General features: G+C 70.1%; 11 protein-coding genes. 5 read left to right on the top strand and 6 right to left on the bottom strand.

The window, feature by feature from the left end:
• Genes dnaJ through dnaK form a run of 3 tightly spaced genes read right to left on the bottom strand, consistent with a single transcriptional unit; the run spans nt 1 to nt 3797 of the window.
• Nucleotides 1–1191 (bottom strand): molecular chaperone DnaJ, encoded by a 1191-nt coding sequence (dnaJ, locus tag ACH4D5_RS14715; protein WP_398302090.1) that lies wholly within the window; start codon nt 1189–1191, stop codon nt 1–3.
• A 33-nt stretch (nt 1192–1224) separates the two neighbouring features.
• Nucleotides 1225–1932: a nucleotide exchange factor GrpE gene (gene grpE / locus ACH4D5_RS14710; RefSeq protein WP_398302088.1), complete on the bottom strand. Its 708-nt coding sequence runs from the start codon at nt 1930–1932 to the stop codon at nt 1225–1227.
• Complete coding sequence (gene dnaK, locus ACH4D5_RS14705) at nt 1932–3797, bottom strand: molecular chaperone DnaK (protein WP_398302086.1); 1866 nt, start codon at nt 3795–3797, stop codon at nt 1932–1934. Before dnaK ends, grpE begins: the two co-directional genes overlap by 1 nt.
• Before the next feature lie 353 nt (nt 3798–4150).
• Between dnaK and ACH4D5_RS14700 the strand changes: the two genes are divergently transcribed.
• A complete protein-coding gene (locus ACH4D5_RS14700; RefSeq protein ID WP_398302084.1) occupies nt 4151–6433 on the top strand; it encodes a (Fe-S)-binding protein in 2283 nt (760 codons plus the stop codon).
• Nucleotides 6434–6519: 86 nt separating this feature from the next.
• Here the strand turns inward: ACH4D5_RS14700 and ACH4D5_RS14695 are convergent, their stop codons facing one another.
• From ACH4D5_RS14695 to ACH4D5_RS14685, 3 genes are read right to left on the bottom strand one after another with little or no spacing between them, the layout of a single operon-like run.
• A complete protein-coding gene (locus tag ACH4D5_RS14695) occupies nt 6520–7332 on the bottom strand; it encodes an ABC transporter permease (protein ID WP_398302082.1) in 813 nt (270 codons plus the stop codon).
• Nucleotides 7329–8288 carry an ATP-binding cassette domain-containing protein gene (locus ACH4D5_RS14690; RefSeq protein ID WP_398302081.1) on the bottom strand — a complete coding sequence of 320 codons (960 nt, stop codon included), beginning with the start codon at nt 8286–8288 and terminating at the stop codon, nt 7329–7331. The genes ACH4D5_RS14695 and ACH4D5_RS14690 overlap by 4 nt, the downstream gene beginning before the upstream one ends.
• A gap of 55 nt (nt 8289–8343) precedes the next feature.
• Nucleotides 8344–9111 carry a DUF4097 family beta strand repeat-containing protein gene (locus tag ACH4D5_RS14685; RefSeq protein WP_398302079.1) on the bottom strand — a complete coding sequence of 256 codons (768 nt, stop codon included), beginning with the start codon at nt 9109–9111 and terminating at the stop codon, nt 8344–8346.
• A 155-nt stretch (nt 9112–9266) separates the two neighbouring features.
• On the opposite strand from ACH4D5_RS14685, the gene ACH4D5_RS14680 reads away from it, so the two are divergent.
• The 4 genes from ACH4D5_RS14680 to ACH4D5_RS14665 all read left to right on the top strand — a co-directional run bounded on the left by ACH4D5_RS14680 (nt 9267) and on the right by ACH4D5_RS14665 (nt 15576).
• Nucleotides 9267–10019, top strand: a complete 753-nt coding sequence (locus ACH4D5_RS14680) for a helix-turn-helix domain-containing protein (protein ID WP_398302076.1) — start codon at nt 9267–9269, stop codon at nt 10017–10019.
• Between the two features lie 2125 nt (nt 10020–12144).
• Nucleotides 12145–12273, top strand: coding sequence for a hypothetical protein (locus tag ACH4D5_RS14675; RefSeq protein WP_398302074.1), 129 nt, complete (start codon nt 12145–12147; stop codon nt 12271–12273).
• Between the two features lie 66 nt (nt 12274–12339).
• Nucleotides 12340–13851, top strand: a complete 1512-nt coding sequence (locus tag ACH4D5_RS14670; RefSeq protein WP_398302072.1) for an FG-GAP repeat protein — start codon at nt 12340–12342, stop codon at nt 13849–13851.
• A gap of 237 nt (nt 13852–14088) precedes the next feature.
• Entirely contained in the window at nt 14089–15576 is a 1488-nt protein-coding gene (locus tag ACH4D5_RS14665; protein ID WP_398302070.1) for a VCBS repeat-containing protein, read from the top strand.
• Nucleotides 15577–15614 lie beyond the last annotated feature (38 nt).

Here is a 15614-nt window from a genome sequence, read left to right as displayed (position 1 = left end):
TCACGCTCCCTTCGCGGCCTGGAACAGTTCTGCCCGCGGGTCGTCGCCCGCAGTCGCCTTGCGGTAGGACTCCAGGGCTTCCTTCGCCGAGTCCGACAGGGATGTCGGGACCGACACCTCCACCGTCACGAGCAGGTCGCCCCGGGTGCCGTCCTTGCGGACCGCGCCCTTTCCGCGGGCCCGCATCGTACGACCGTTCGGCGTGCCGGCGGGGAGCTTCAGGGTGACGGGCGGCCCACCCAGGGTGGGCACCTTCACCTCGCCGCCCAGCGTCGCCTCCGGGTACGTCACCGGAACCGTGACCGTGAGGTTGTCGCCCTTGCGGCCGAAGACCGGGTGGCTGTCGACGTGCACGACCACATACAGATCGCCCGCCGGACCGCCCCGCTCACCGGGCGCGCCCTTGCCGCGCAGGCGGATGCGCTGCCCGTCCGAGACACCGGCCGGGATCCGCACCTGCATGGTGCGCGACGACTTGGCACGGCCGCTGCCGCCGCAGACCTCGCAGGGGTCCTGGGCGATCAGCCCACGGCCCTTGCAGTCCATGCACGGGTCGGTGAGGGAGAACCCTCCGCCACCGCCCCGCGAGACCTGGCCCGTGCCGACGCAGGTCGGGCACACGCGCGGTGTGCCGTTCTTGTCGCCGGTGCCGGAGCACGCCTTGCAGGCGGCCTGGGAGGACATGCGGAGCGGCACGGTCGCGCCGTCCACCGCCTCCGTGAAACTGAGCGTGACCTCGGACTCGATGTCCTGGCCGCGCCTCGGCTGCGTACGCGTGCCGGCTCCGGCACCCGCGCCGCCGCGGTTGAACAGGCCCCCGAAGACGTCACCGAGACCGCCGCCGAAGCCGCCGGCCGCTCCACCGCCACCCGGGCCGCCGCCTCCGAAGAGGTCGCCCAGGTCGAAGTTGAACGAGCCGCCGCCGGCTCCGGGGCCCTGCCGGAATCCACCGTTGCCGAAGAGAGCACGCGCTTCGTCGTACTCCTTGCGCTTCTTGGGGTCCCCGAGGACGTCGTTCGCCTCGGAGATCTCCTTGAAGCGCTCCTCCGCCTTGGTGTTGCCCTTGTTGGCGTCCGGGTGGTTCTCGCGGGCGAGCTTCCGGTACGCCTTCTTGATCTCGGCTTCGGTGGCGTCCTTGGGGACGCCGAGGACCTTGTAGTAGTCCTTCTCGATGAAGTCCTTGGTGCTCATCCCCGACGTCCCTCCTCACTCATGTCGTTGCCGTCAGCCCTCGTCCGGGCCACCGGTCTCCTTCTCGTCCGCCTTCTCCGCGCTCGCGGAGCCGTCGGGCTCCTCGCCCTTGACCGTCTGCGCGCCGGGCTGCGGCTCGGCGACGGCCACCCGCGCGGGGCGGATGGTGCGCTCGCCGATCCGGTACCCCGGCTGCAGGATCGCGACGCAGGTCGTCTCGGTGACGTCCGGTGCGTAGCTGTGCATCAGGGCTTCGTGGATCGTCGGGTCGAAGGGCTCGCCCTCCTTGCCGAACTGCTGAAGGCCCATCTTGGCGACGACGGTCTCGAGGGACTCGGCCACCGACTTGAAGCCGCCCACCAGCTCGCCGTGCTCACGGGCGCGGCCGATGTCGTCGAGGGTGGGGAGGAGCTCGGAGAGGAGGTTCGCCGAGGCGATCTCCTTCACCGTCACCTTGTCCCGCTCCACCCGACGGCGGTAGTTCTGGTACTCGGCCTGCAGCCGCTGGAGGTCGCCGGTGCGCTCGTCGAGCGCGGTGCGGACCTGGTCCAGCTGGGCGGTCAGGCTCACGTCCTGAGCGGACGTCTTGCTCGCTGCTGCGTCCCCGGCCGGGGCCGCCGGACCCTCCTTGGTGGAGGGCTCGGCGGCCTTCGGCGTCGCGTCATCAGGGGTGGCGCCGGAGGGGACGTCAGGCTTCTCGGCGTTCTCGTTCTCGCCGAAGCCCGGGGTCTCCTCGGTCATCAGGCGGCGCCACCCTTCGCGTCTCCGGGCTTCTCGTCGTCGACGATCTCGGCGTCGACGACTCCGTCGTCCTCCTTGGCCTGGTCGGCACCCGGGGCAGCGCCCTCGGGACCGCCCGCGGCCTGCGCGCCCTGGGCGTCGGCGTACATGGCCTGGCCCAGCTTCTGCGAGACGGCGGCGACCTTCTCGGTGGCGGTGCGGATCTCGGCCGTGTCCTCGCCCTTGAGCTTCTCCTTCAGCTCGTTGACGGCTTCCTCGACCTCGGTCTTCACGTCACCGGGGACCTTGTCCTCGTTGTCCTTGAGGAACTTCTCGGTCTGGTAGACGAGCTGCTCGCCCTGGTTGCGGGACTCGGCGGCCTCGCGGCGGGCGTGGTCCTCGTCCGCGTACTTCTCGGCCTCTTCGCGCATCCGGTTGACCTCGTCCTTCGGCAGCGAGGAGCCACCGGTGACGGTCATCTTCTGCTCCTTGCCCGTGCCGAGGTCCTTCGCGGTCACGTGCATGATGCCGTTGGCGTCGATGTCGAAGGAGACCTCGATCTGCGGGACGCCGCGCGGGGCCGGCGGCAGGCCCGTGAGCTCGAACATGCCGAGCTTCTTGTTGTACGCCGCGATCTCGCGCTCGCCCTGGTAGACCTGGATCTGCACGGACGGCTGGTTGTCCTCGGCCGTCGTGAAGATCTCCGACCGCTTGGTCGGGATGGTCGTGTTCCGCTCGATGAGCTTCGTCATGATGCCGCCCTTGGTCTCGATGCCGAGGGACAGCGGGGTCACGTCGAGGAGCAGGACGTCCTTGACCTCACCCTTGAGAACACCGGCCTGGAGCGAGGCGCCGATGGCGACGACCTCGTCCGGGTTCACACCCTTGTTGGCGTCCTTGCCGCCGGTGAGCTCCTTGACGAGCTCGGCGACGGCGGGCATGCGGGTGGAGCCACCGACGAGAACGACGTGGTCGATCTCGCTCAGCTGGATGCCCGCGTCCTTGATGACGTTGTGGAACGGCGTCTTGCAGCGCTCCAGGAGGTCGGACGTGAGCTGCTGGAACTGGGCGCGCGTGAGCTTCTCGTCCAGGTGCAGCGGGCCCTCGGCGGAGGCCGTGATGTAGGGCAGGTTGATCGTGGTCTCCGTAGAGGAGGACAGCTCGATCTTGGCCTTCTCGGCCGCCTCGCGCAGGCGCTGGAGCGCCATCTTGTCCTTGGAGAGGTCCACGCCGTGGCCGTTGTTGAACTGCTTGACCAGGTAGTCGACGACGCGCTGGTCCCAGTCGTCACCACCGAGGTGGTTGTCGCCGTTCGTGGCCTTCACCTCGACGACGCCGTCGCCGATCTCGAGGAGCGAGACGTCGAAGGTGCCGCCACCGAGGTCGAAGACCAGAATGGTCTGGTCGTCCTTGTCGAGGCCGTAGGCAAGGGCGGCGGCGGTGGGCTCGTTGACGATGCGCAGGACGTTCAGGCCCGCGATCTCGCCGGCCTCCTTGGTGGCCTGGCGCTCGGAGTCGTTGAAGTACGCCGGGACGGTGATGACCGCGTCGGCGACCTTCTCACCCAGGTACGACTCGGCGTCGCGCTTCAGCTTCTGCAGGATGAACGCCGAGATCTGCTGGGGGTTGAACCCCTTGTCGTCGATGTCCACCTTCCAGTCGGTGCCCATGTGGCGCTTGACCGACCGGATGGTCCTGTCGACGTTCGTGACCGCCTGGCGCTTGGCGACCTCGCCGACGAGCACCTCGCCGTTCTTCGCGAAGGCGACGACGGACGGCGTGGTCCTGGCGCCCTCGGCGTTGGTGATGACGGTGGGCTCGCCGCCTTCGAGAACGCTGACGACGGAGTTAGTCGTGCCCAGGTCGATGCCGACCGCACGTGCCATTTCGGTTCCTCCAGATGTACTTCTTGAGTGGATCTGGCTCAAGCATGCATCAGCGCTGCGCTGGCGTCAACAGATGTGAGTCTGGGGCACTCAACTCTTATCCTGTGCTTACGCGCAGGTGCGGGCCTTCCGGGGGTTCGGTTTTCGGCTGCGGGTTGTGTGTGGCTGGGCGCGCAGTTCCCCGCGCCCCTGAAAACACGGAGCACCCGGCACCTGACATGCAAAGGGTTGCCTGAGCGACGCAGATCACCGGGTTGCTGGCTACAGTGCGGCGGAGTAAGTGGGTAGTCTCAGACGGACTGCATAAGTTACCGCTTAGTAATAGTTCGCCTCGCAGGCCCGAGGAGCCCCCAATGCAACTCGCCGCGATCATCGTGTCGCTGGTCCTAATCGCGGTCGGCGTCGCGCTGTTCGGCCGTGCCATCGTGCAGATCTACAAGTTCGTACGACTCGGTCAGCCCGTGCCCGCCGGCCTCAGGACCGACAACCCGGTCCAGCGCACCCTCACCGTGGTCAAGGAGTTCCTCGGCCACACGCGCATGAACAGGTGGGGCATCGTCGGCTTCGCGCACTGGTTCGTGGCGGTGGGCTTCTTCTCGCTGCTGCTGACGATCGTCAACGCCTTCGGCCAGCTCTTCCAGGCCGACTGGATCCTGCCGATCATCGGTGACTGGGCGCCGTACAACGTCTTCGTCGAGTTCATCGGCACGATGACCGTGCTCGGCATCCTCACGCTGATCGTCATCCGGCAGCTGAACAAGCCCGGCAAGCCGGGCCGCAAGTCCCGCTTCGCGGGCTCGAAGACCGGCCAGGCGTACTTCGTCGAGTCCGTCATCCTCATCGTCGGCGTCTGCATCTTCACGCTGCACGCCCTCGAAGGCGCCCAGCACCACGTCGACAGCTACGAGGCGTCGTTCTTCATCTCGTACCCGGTGGTCAGCTGGTTCGAGGGCATGGATCTCTCCACCCTCCAGAACCTCACGTACTTCTTCGCCGGGCTGAAGATCGCGACGTCCTTCATCTGGATGATCGTCGTCTCCCTGAACACCAACATGGGTGTGGCCTGGCACCGCTTCCTCGCCTTCCCGAACATCTGGTTCAAGCGCGAGGCCAACGGCGGTACGACGCTCGGCGAGCTGCAGCCCATGACGTCCGGCGGCAAGCCGATCGACTGGGAGGACCCGGCCGAGGACGCCGTCTTCGGTGTCTCCCAGGTCGAGCAGTTCAGCTGGAAGGGCATCCTCGACTTCTCCACCTGCACCGAGTGCGGCCGCTGCCAGTCGCAGTGCCCCGCCTGGAACACCGGCAAGCCGCTCTCCCCCAAGCTCCTCATCATGTCGCTGCGCGACCACGCGCACGCCAAGGCCCCGTACCTGCTCGCGGGCGGCGGCAAGACGATGGAGGGCGAGGAGAAGGCGACCGAGGAGCAGCTGAAGGACGTGCCCGCCGCCGCCCTCGCGGAGGCCGAGCGCCCCCTCATCGGCACCCACGAAGAGAACGGCGTCATCGACCCGGACGTCCTGTGGTCCTGCACCACCTGCGGCGCCTGCGTCGAGCAGTGCCCGGTCGACATCGAGCACATCGACCACATCGTCGACATGCGCCGCTACCAGGTGATGATCGAGTCCGCGTTCCCGTCCGAGGCGGGCACGATGCTCAAGAACCTGGAGAAGAAGGGCAACCCCTGGGGCCTCGCCAAGAAGCAGCGCCTGGAGTGGACGAAGGAAGTCGACTTCGAGGTGCCGGTCGTCGGCAAGGACGTCGAGGACCTCACCGAGGTCGAGTACCTCTACTGGGTCGGCTGTGCCGGCGCCCTGGAGGACCGCGCGAAGAAGACCACGAAGGCCTTCGCGGAGCTGCTCCACATCGCGGGCGTCAAGTTCGCCATCATGGGCGGCGACGAGAAGTGCACCGGTGACTCGGCGCGGCGCCTGGGCAACGAGCCGCTGTTCCAGCAGCTCGGCCAGGAGAACGTCATGACGCTGAACGCGGCGTTCGGCGAGGAGTTCGACGACGACGGCAAGGTGACCGAGGAGTCGCGCAAGCCGAAGACGGCCAAGAAGATCGTCTCGACCTGCCCGCACTGCTTCAACACCATCGCCAACGAGTATCCGCAGCTCGGCGGTGACTACGAGGTCATCCACCACACGCAGCTGCTCCAGCACCTCATCGACGAGGGCAAGCTGATCCCGGTGACGCCGGTCGAGGGTCTGATCACGTACCACGACCCGTGCTACCTGGGTCGCCACAACAAGGTCTACACGCCCCCGCGCGAGATCATGTCGTCCGTCCCGGGCCTGCGTCAGCAGGAGATGCACCGCCACAAGGAGCGCGGCTTCTGCTGCGGCGCCGGTGGTGCGCGCATGTGGATGGAGGAGCGTATCGGCAAGCGCATCAACACGGAGCGGGTCGACGAGGCGCTGTCGCTCAACCCCGACATTGTCTCCACCGCCTGCCCCTTCTGCCTCGTCATGCTCACGGACTCCGTGAACGGCAAGAAGAACGACGGCCAGGCCAAGGAGTCCCTCCAGGTCGTGGACGTCGCGCAGCTGCTGCTCGACTCCGTGAAGACGCCGGTCGACCCGGCGGGCGACGCCGAGTCGGTGGACGAGCCGGAGCCCGAGCCGGTGAAGTAACGGCGACAGCAGAATGGTTCAGGCCGGTTCCGCCTTCGGGCGGGACCGGCCTGTTCGCGTCAGCGCCTGTTCGCGTTGCGTACGACCTACTTCGGGTCACGGTTGAACTTCGACGTCGACCAGAAGTAGCCGAGCACCGCGAGCCCCAGGCACCAGCCGGCGGCGAGCCATCCGTTGTGGCCGATCCCGCTGCCGAGCAGCAGGCCGCGCAGGGTCTCGATGGCGGGGGTGAACGGCTGGTACTCGGCGATCGGCTGGAACCAGCCGGGCATCGAGTCGACCGGGGTGAAGGCGCTGGAGAGGAGCGGCAGCAGGATCAGCGGCATCGCGTTGTTCCCGGCGGCCTCGGCGTTCGGGCTGACCAGGCCCATGCCGACCGCGATCCAGGTGAGCGCCGTCGCGAAGAGCACGATCAGCCCGAACGCGGCCAGCCATTCGAGAGCGGACGCGTCGGTGGACCGGAAGCCGATGGCGACACCGATGGCCCCGACGAGGACCACGCTCGCGATCGCCTGCAGCACGCTGCCGACGACGTGCCCGATGAGCACCGAAGGGCGGTGGATGGCCATCGTGCGGAAGCGGGCGATGATGCCCTCGGTCATGTCGTTGCAGACGGAGACCGCGGTTCCGATCACGGTGCTGCCGATGGTCATCAGGAGCAGGCCGGGAACGACGTACGCGATGTACGCGGAGCGGTCGGGCCCGCCGGCGCTCTCCGCGAAGCCCTGACCGAGGCCCGAGCTCATCGCGTCGCCGAATATGTAGACGAAGAGCAGCAACAGCATGACCGGGGTGAGCAGCAGGTTCAGGGTGAGGGACGGGTAGCGGCGGGCGTGCAGGAGGTTGCGGCGCAGCATCGTGGACGAGTCGCGCAGGGCGAGGGAGAGGCTGCTGCTCATCGGGCGTTCTCCTTGGGCTGGTTGTGGATGGCTGCCGGGCCGGTGAGGGCGAAGAAGACATCGTCGAGGTCGGGGGTGTGGACGGTCAGTTCGTCGGCTTCGATGCCGGCGGTGTCGAGCCGGTCGAGGATGGCGCGCAGGGCGCGCTGGCTGCCGTCGCTGGGGATGTGCAGAGCGAGTGCTTCGTCGTCGCGGGTGGCGTCGTGCAGGGCGTGGGCGGCGGATCGGTGGGCGTCCGGGTCACTGAACCGCAGCCGCACATGCCCGCCCGGTACGAGCCGCTTCAGTTCCTCGGCGCTGCCTTGGGCGGCGATGGTGCCGTTGTGCAGGACGGCGATGCGGTCGGCGAGCTGGTCGGCTTCTTCGAGGTATTGGGTGGTGAGGAAGACGGTGACGCCGTCGGCGACGAGGCCGCGGATGATCTGCCACATGGTGTGGCGGGAGCGCGGGTCGAGGCCGGTGGTGGGTTCGTCGAGGAAGATGATGCGCGGGCTGCCGACCAGGGTCATGGCGATGTCGAGGCGGCGCTTCATGCCGCCGGAGTAGGTGGCGGCAGGCTTCTTGGCGGCTTCGGTGAGGCCGAAGCGCTCCAGCAGTTCGGCGGCGGTCCTCCGTCCTTCCTGCTTGGGGAGGTGGTGCAGGTCGGCCATGAGGAGCATGTTCTCCTCGCCGGTGATGAGGCCGTCGACGGCGGAGAACTGGCCGGTGACGCCGATGGTGGCGCGGACGGCCTGCGGGTCGGCGTCGATGTCGTGGCCGGCGATCCTGACCCGGCCGCCATCAGCGCGGACGAGGGTGGAGAGGATCTTGACGGCGGTGGTCTTGCCGGCGCCGTTGGGGCCGAGCAGGGAGAAGACGCTGCCGGTGGGCACGGTCAGGTCGATGCCGTCGAGGACGGTCTTGTCCCCGTACGCCTTGCGCAACCCGTACGCCGCGATGGCCAGGTCGTCCGTCATGGTGGCTGCTCCTTCATGGGCTGTGGGCGCTGACTGTGGGTGGCGCGTGGGGTGCTCAGAGGCTGCGGGCGGCGATGTCGCCGTAGGAGGTGGTCGCGCGGATGGAGAGGCCGGCGTCGGGGCCCTCGGCGTTCATGAGCGCGTTGTGGATCCGGCCGTAGGTGGTGCCGGCGTCCAGGGAGGCGGAGACGCCGCGGGCGACGCCGACCGAGATGTCCCCGGCCTCGGTACGGAGGTCGACGGTGCCGCGTACGGCCTCGGCGACGCGGATGGCGCCCTTCTGGACGTCGACCTTCGCGGGCCCGGTGAGACGGCCGACCGAGACGTCCCCGGCCATCAGGGAGAGGACGGCGTCGGCCGCCTCGTCGAGCTTGACCGAGCCCTGTGCGGCCTCGAAGACGACGTCACCGAGCCGCCCGACGCCGCGCAGCTCGCCGGCGGCCGCCTTGGCCTCGACCTTGGACCCGGCGGGCAGCTGGACGGTGATCTCGACCGCTCCTGAGCCGTTGCCGAGGAGGCGGTTCTTCGGCTCGGCGGCCGCGATCCGCAGGACGCCGTCGCCGTACTCGACCGCGATCCGCTCCGCCGCCTTGACGTCCTTGCCGTTCGAGGCGTCGGCGGGCCGGACCTCGACCGCGGTGTCGGAACGGTCGGCGGCGATGAACTGGATGCGGCCGGCGGGGATATCGAGGACGGCGGAGATGGGGGCGGGGGTGGCGAACTTCTGCATGGTGTGCTCCTGGGGTTGGGCCCCGTTTGGCTGGTGGGGCGCGGTGTTTCCGGTGAGGGAAAAGCTACGTTGCGTTTCTAGATCGGGCAACACACTTGTTGCACGCGACTTACGTTTACGCAGCTCACTGCCACCATTTCGTTGCAACGGCTATGAATTCAAAGCAACGAGGGCGGGCAGCCTCGTTGCAATGGGGTGAAATCGAACGCTAGGCTGGCAACACCAGAGACGACCGCGAGGAGACCGCGATGCCGGGAGGCAGACTCACCCAGCAGGAACGCCGGCAGATCGCGTCGGGACTGGCCGACGAGCTCGCCTACGCGGAGATCGCCAGGCGCCTCGACCGCCCCACCTCGACGATCACGCGCGAGGTCATGCGCAATGGCGGCCCCACCGGCTACCGCGCCGACCTGGCCCACCGCGCCACCGAACAACGCGCCCACCGGCGCAGGCAGGCCACCCCCCGAGGGCCACAGTCCTCTCCACAGTCCTCTGCGCACGCCTCTCCGCAGGCCCATGGACGCGATGGCGAGGCGGTGCGTGAGTACGAGGAGTTGCTCGCCACCGTCTTCATGCAGTCGGGCCTGCCGAAGATGACCGCCCGGGTCCTGGTCGCCGTCTCCGTCAGCGACGCGGGCAGCCTCACCGCGTCCGAACTCGTCCAGCACCTTCAGGTCAGCCCCGCGTCGGTTTCCAAGGCGGTGGCGTTCCTCGACAGCCAAGGCCTCATCCGCCGGGAGCGGGACGAACGTCGCCGTGAGCGCTATGTCGTCGACAACGACGTCTGGTACCAGTCGATGATCGCCAGCGCCCGGGCCCACGCCCAGCTCGTCGAGACGGCGCGGCAGGGCGTCACCGTCCTCGGCCCCGACACCCCGGCCGGCGCCCGCCTCGAAAACGTCGCCCGTTTCGTGGACTTCGTCTCCGAGAGCATTGTCCGGGCGGCGGAGCAGGCGCGGGAGATTCTCAATACGAAGCCGAGTGCTGGTGGGCAGGGCTAAGGGCGGCGCCTTCGGTGGGCCTGCGTCTTTGATGGTGACCGGGGCCGCCCGGACTTTCCGGAGTGTGGCGGCTCCGGGCCGGCAGTAAAGGGCGCTCCCTGCGGTCGCGTCGGCTACGCCGATTCCGCTCCGCTCCACCCTTGACTCCCGCCCCTCCACCGCACGTTGACTTCGACCCGGACGGCCAGGGGTGGGGCCGACGGGGACTGTCTGTGGGGTCACCCCCTTTCATCGCCGGGTGCGGCCCGGTCCATCGTGCGTGCCCGTCACGGTCGGGCCTCGGCCTCCCGCCTCCCGGCTTCGCCGCTCGGGTCATCGCCTCTCGCGGCCGGGTGCGGACCGGCCCATCGTGCGTGCCCGTCACGGTCCCGCCTCCGCCGTCCGCGCGGCCCGGCTGGCCGGGCCATCACCCTTCATCGCCGGGTGCGGACCGGCCCATCGTGAGCGCGGGCCACGGTCCGAGCTCAGCCCCCCGCGCGGCTCGGCTGGCCGGGGCATCGACTCTCGCCGCCGACTGCGGACCGGCCCATCGTGGGCGCGGGCACGCTCGGGCCTCGGCCCCCCCGCCCCCGGCTTCGCCGCTCGGGTCATCGCCTCTCGCGGCCGAGTGCCGACCGGCCCATCGTGTGTCGACGTCACGTTCGGACCTCGGCGACCCGCGCGGCCTGGCTTGCCAGGTCATCGGCTTTCGCGGGCAAATGCCGACCGGCCCATCGTGGGCGCGGGTCACAGTCGTAGCTAGATCACCGGCGCGGCCTGCCCGGCCGGGTCATCGGCTCTCGCCGCCGCGTGCAGGCCGATCCGACATGGTGGGCCCATCGCAGGGGGAGCGTTCCTGGGCATACGGGCCGCCGGTCGGGCACCTACTTTCGCAAAGTTGTGAACCCGAAGGGCGCGCGCCCCCTGACACTCCCCGTGCGCCGTCACAAACGCCCAGGCCCCGGCTTCGCTGCTCGGGTCATCGGCTCGCGCGGCCGGGTGCGGACCGGCCCATCGCGGGCGACCGCCACGGTCCATGGCACGGGGCAGGCCCGGGCCCCGCCCTCCCGGGCACCTACTTCGGAAAAGTTGTGAACGAGGAGGCCGCGCGCCCCCCACCACAACTAATGCGCCGCCCGGCCGGGAGGGGGAGGCCGCTTGTCGGGGACCAACTTTCACGAAGTTGCGAATGGAGGAGCCCCGCGCCCCCTCTTCACGACCAATACGCCGCCCCGGCCGGGAGGCAGAGGTCCCGCTCGGGGACCAACTTTGGGCAAGTTGCGAATGGGGAGGCCGTGCGCCCCCACTTCACGACCGATGCGCCGTCCCGGCCGGGGTGGGAGAGGCTGCCCCTCGGGGACCTACTTTCGCGAAGTTGCGAATGCGTCCGCCGCACGCCCCCCCTGAGTAGCCGATGCGCCCCCCAGCATCCGAGCTCACCGCGCCACAATCCCTCCATGAACGGCCTTGCGTGACGGCGCGCAGAGCGTGACAGGGGGGCGCGCGGCATCCCCATTCACAACTTTTCCAAAGTAGGTGCCCGACCGGCAGCCCGCATGCCCGGCAACACCCCCACCGCGACGGGCACACACGATGGACCGGCCCGCACCCGGCAATGAAGGGTGATGACCCGGCCAGCCGGGCCGTGCCGGGCGGCCGCACCCCGAGCGTGGCCCGCGCCCACGATGGGCCGGTCCGCACCCGGCCGCGAGAGCTGATGGCCCGAACGGCGAAGCCGGGGGCCGAGCCCCAACGGTGACGTCGGCGCACGTTGGGCCGGTCCGCACCCGGCGATGAAAGGGGATGACCCCACAGACAGTCCCCGTCGGCCCCACCCCTGGCCGTCCGGGTCAAGGTCAACGTGCGGTGGAGGGGCGGGAGTCAAGGGTGGAGCGGAGCGGAATCGGCGCAGCCGACGCGACCGCAGGGAGCGCCCTTTACTGCCGGCCCGGAACCGCCACACTCCGCAAAAAGCCGGGCGGCCCCGGTGCGTATCGAACGACACCGGCCCACCGAAGTCGCCGAGCCGCCGGCAGTTCATCCGACAGCCACCCCACCACTCCCTTCGCACAACCCTTCGTACGCCTCAGAAGTCACACCCCCGCAAGCAGTACCCAAAGATTTCCAGAGGCTCCGGGAGTCCCACGTGCGCGTAAGAAGCCTGGCCGGCACCACCGGCGAGGACATCGGCACCGGCTTCGGAGTCGGAGTCGGAGTCGGGGCCGGGGTCGGGGTCGGCGGCACCGGAGCCGGCTTCGGCCGCACCGTGCGCTGACCCCACCCCCCGCCGGGCCGCCCCATGGGCTCCCGCCCGGCCTCCACTCATGCACACCCTCAACTGATGAGAGACCTCTCCATGTCCTCGTACGTGCGAAACACCGCGCGCAAGAACGCGCGCAACAAGCTCCTCGCGGCAGGCGCCCTCTGCGCCGCCACCGCCCTCGGCGTCACCGGCCTGACCGCGGGCAACGCCCTCGCGGCCGCCCCCGCCGCGCCCTCCGCGCCCTCCGCCCCCTCCAAGATCCGCGCCGACTACAACGGCGACGGCTACGTCGACCTCGCCGTCGGCGTGCCGAGCGCGACCGTCGGCGGCCACGCCAAGGCCGGCTACGTCAACGTCGTCTGGGGCGGCGCCTCCGGCCTCGGCAAGCACGGCTCGGCCACCGTCAGTCAGGCCACGACCGGCGTGCCCGGCACCGCCGAGGCCGGCGACAAGTTCGGCTACGCCGTCGACTCGAACGACATGAACGGCGACGGCTACAGCGACCTGGTCGTCGGCGCGCCCGGAGAGGCGACCACCGCCGGCACGGCCGCCGGCACCGTCGCGGTCGTCTGGGGCTCCGCGAGCGGCTTCAAGGGCGGCTTCACCGCCGCCAACGGCGGCACCGACAGCGCCAGGTACGGCTCGATCCTCACCACCGGTGACTTCGACAAGGACGGCGACAAGGACATCGCCCTCAACTCGCACTTCGACGAGTCCGACGCGGTCGTGACCCGGCCGGGCCCCTTCACCGCGGGCTCGCCCTCCGCGGTCTCCCGGGTCACGGGCTGGCACTTCGCGGGCCCGTCCGCCCTGGCCGCCGGTGACTTCGACGGCGACGGCGGCGACGACCTCGCCATCTCGTACCACGGCATGGAGGTCAGCGGCACGACCGTGCAGAGCCGCGCCTCCGGCGAGTGGCAGCAGACCTGGCACACGGCCGACAGCTCCGACACCGCGCTCGCCACCGGCGACTTCGACGGGGACGGCACCGCGGACCTCGCCGTCGGCAACATGCGGCCGAACCCCGAGGCCGAGGGCACCTACTGCGAGGACATCCTCGGCGGTGCCATCGCCGTCATCTACGGCAAGCAGGGCGGCAAGCTCGGCGACGGCGGCTCCTCCTGCACCTCCCAGAACAGCCCGCAGGTCGGCGGCACCGCCGAGACCGGCGACAACTTCGGCGCGCAGCTCGCGGTCGGCAACCTCGACCGGGACGGCATCGACGAGCTGGTCGTCGGCGCCGACGCCGAGGCCGTCGGCACCGCCCAGAACGCGGGTACGTACTGGGTCCTCGCCTCGTCCGGCACCGGCGGCGACCTCACCGGCCCCGCCTTCAGCCAGAACTCGACCGGCGTGGCGGGCACGGCGGAGGCCGACGACCACCTCGGCGCGGCCGTCGCGACCGGCGACTACAACGGCGACTCCTACCCGGACGTCGCGGTCGGCGCGCCCGGCGAGGACGGGCAGAAGGGCGGCGTCTGGTACTCCGCGACCCCCAAGGACGGCCCGAACCCGGCGGTCACGTCGGTGACGCCGGGCAAGCTGGGGCTCACGGGAGCGCGGGAGTACGGGATGGTTCTCGGGCGGTGACCCGGGCACGGACGGGCTGGATCTCCGAGGTCCAGCCCGTCCTGGGCGCAACACCCCCGAACCCCGCCCATACACCCCCAACTCCCGCCCCCCGTACAACCCTTGTGCCCCACCGCCGGTCTCCCCTTAGCCGATCACGGCATGACGCCAGGGCCAACGCCCGGTGAACACGCCCGCCCCGGCCCCCATCGACCGCGGATGCCCGCCAGGCATCCCCGCATGCCGCAGGAGTACCGCATGGCCAAGCACAAGCGCACCTCCACCACCGTCCGCTCCAGACGCACGCGCCTCGCCGCGGCGACGGCCACCGCGGCCGCGCTGACGGGCGGGCTGCTCGCCGTCACGGCCACCACCGCGTCCGCCGCGCCCGCGGACCCGCTGCCCTCGCACGAGGCCGACTTCAACGGTGACGGCGTCGCGGACCTCGCCACCTCCGCGCCCGGCGCCAACGTCGGCGGGAAGGACAGTGCGGGCCAGGTCACCGTCACGTACGGCGGCAGCACGCTGCGCCACAAGACCTTCAGCCAGAACAGCGCGGGCGTCCCCGGCTCCGCCGAGACGGGCGACACCTTCGGCTACGACACCGCGTACGGCGACTTCGACCGCGACGGCTACGACGACCTCGCGGTCGGCGCCCCCGGCGAGGACGTCGGCAGCGACAAGGACGGCGGCACCGCGCAGATCCTGTGGGGCTCCGCGAACGGCCTCTCCGGCGGTACGACGGTGAAGGACCCCCGCCCGGACGGTCACGACTACTTCGGCGGGCCCATCGAGGCCGGTGACTTCGACGGCGACGGCGCCACCGACCTCGCCGTCGGCGCCCGGTCCGGCGCGGCCACCATCGACGTCCTCAACGGCAAGATCTCCCGCAGCAGCGGCACCGGTACCAGCCGCTACACGGTCAAGCCCGCCATCCAGAGCGGCGAGGGCGCGGGCCCCTTCAACCTGCACTCCGGCGACGTGAACGGCGACGACCGGGAAGACCTCATCGTCGACGGCTACTCCACCGGCGACGGCTACAACGCCAACCTGTGGGTGCCCGGCACCGCCGACGGCCTCAAGACCACCGACCAGCAGCGGCTTCCCGGCGGCATCATCACCGACGTCGGCGACACGGACGGCGACGGCTACGGCGACATCGTCATCGGCCTGGAGTGGGACGACGAGATCGCCGGCTCGCACAAGGGCGGCTCGGTGTACGTGGTGCACGGGGCGGCCAACGGCCCGTACGGCGACACGCAGATCTTCACCCAGGACACCGCGGGCGTGCCGGGCACCGGCGAGAAGGGCGACGTCTTCGGCGGCGAGCTCGACCTCGGCGACATCAACGGCGACGGCCACCTCGACCTCGTCGTGGGAGCGCCGGGCGAGAACCTCGATGGCGTCGCGGACGCGGGCTCGGCCACCGTCATCTACGGCAAGAAGGACGGCTCGGGCCTCTCCACGGACGGCGCGGTCTTCCTCGACCAGAACACGCCGGGCGTCCCCAACTCCAATGAGGAGAGGGACTACTTCGGCGCGGACATCCACGTCGACGACCTGAACGGCGACGGACGGGGCGACGTCATGGTCGGCGCGTACGGCGAGAACGGGGCGAACGGCGCGTTCTACCCGCTGACCAGCAAGAGCGACGGCTCCCTCACCGGCTCGGCGGGCGTCTACACGTCGACGGTCGGCATCTCGGCGACGGGCACGCCCCGCCTCGGCGCGAACTTCGCCGACTGACGGCCCAGCCCATCTCCTCTTCGCCGGGCCCGCGCCAC

Source organism: Streptomyces sp. NPDC018029, from assembly GCF_044327655.1.
GTDB lineage: Bacteria > Actinomycetota > Actinomycetes > Streptomycetales > Streptomycetaceae > Streptomyces.
The sequence above is the reverse complement of the archived record's forward strand: the minus strand, read 5'-3'. Positions and strand labels throughout refer to the sequence as shown.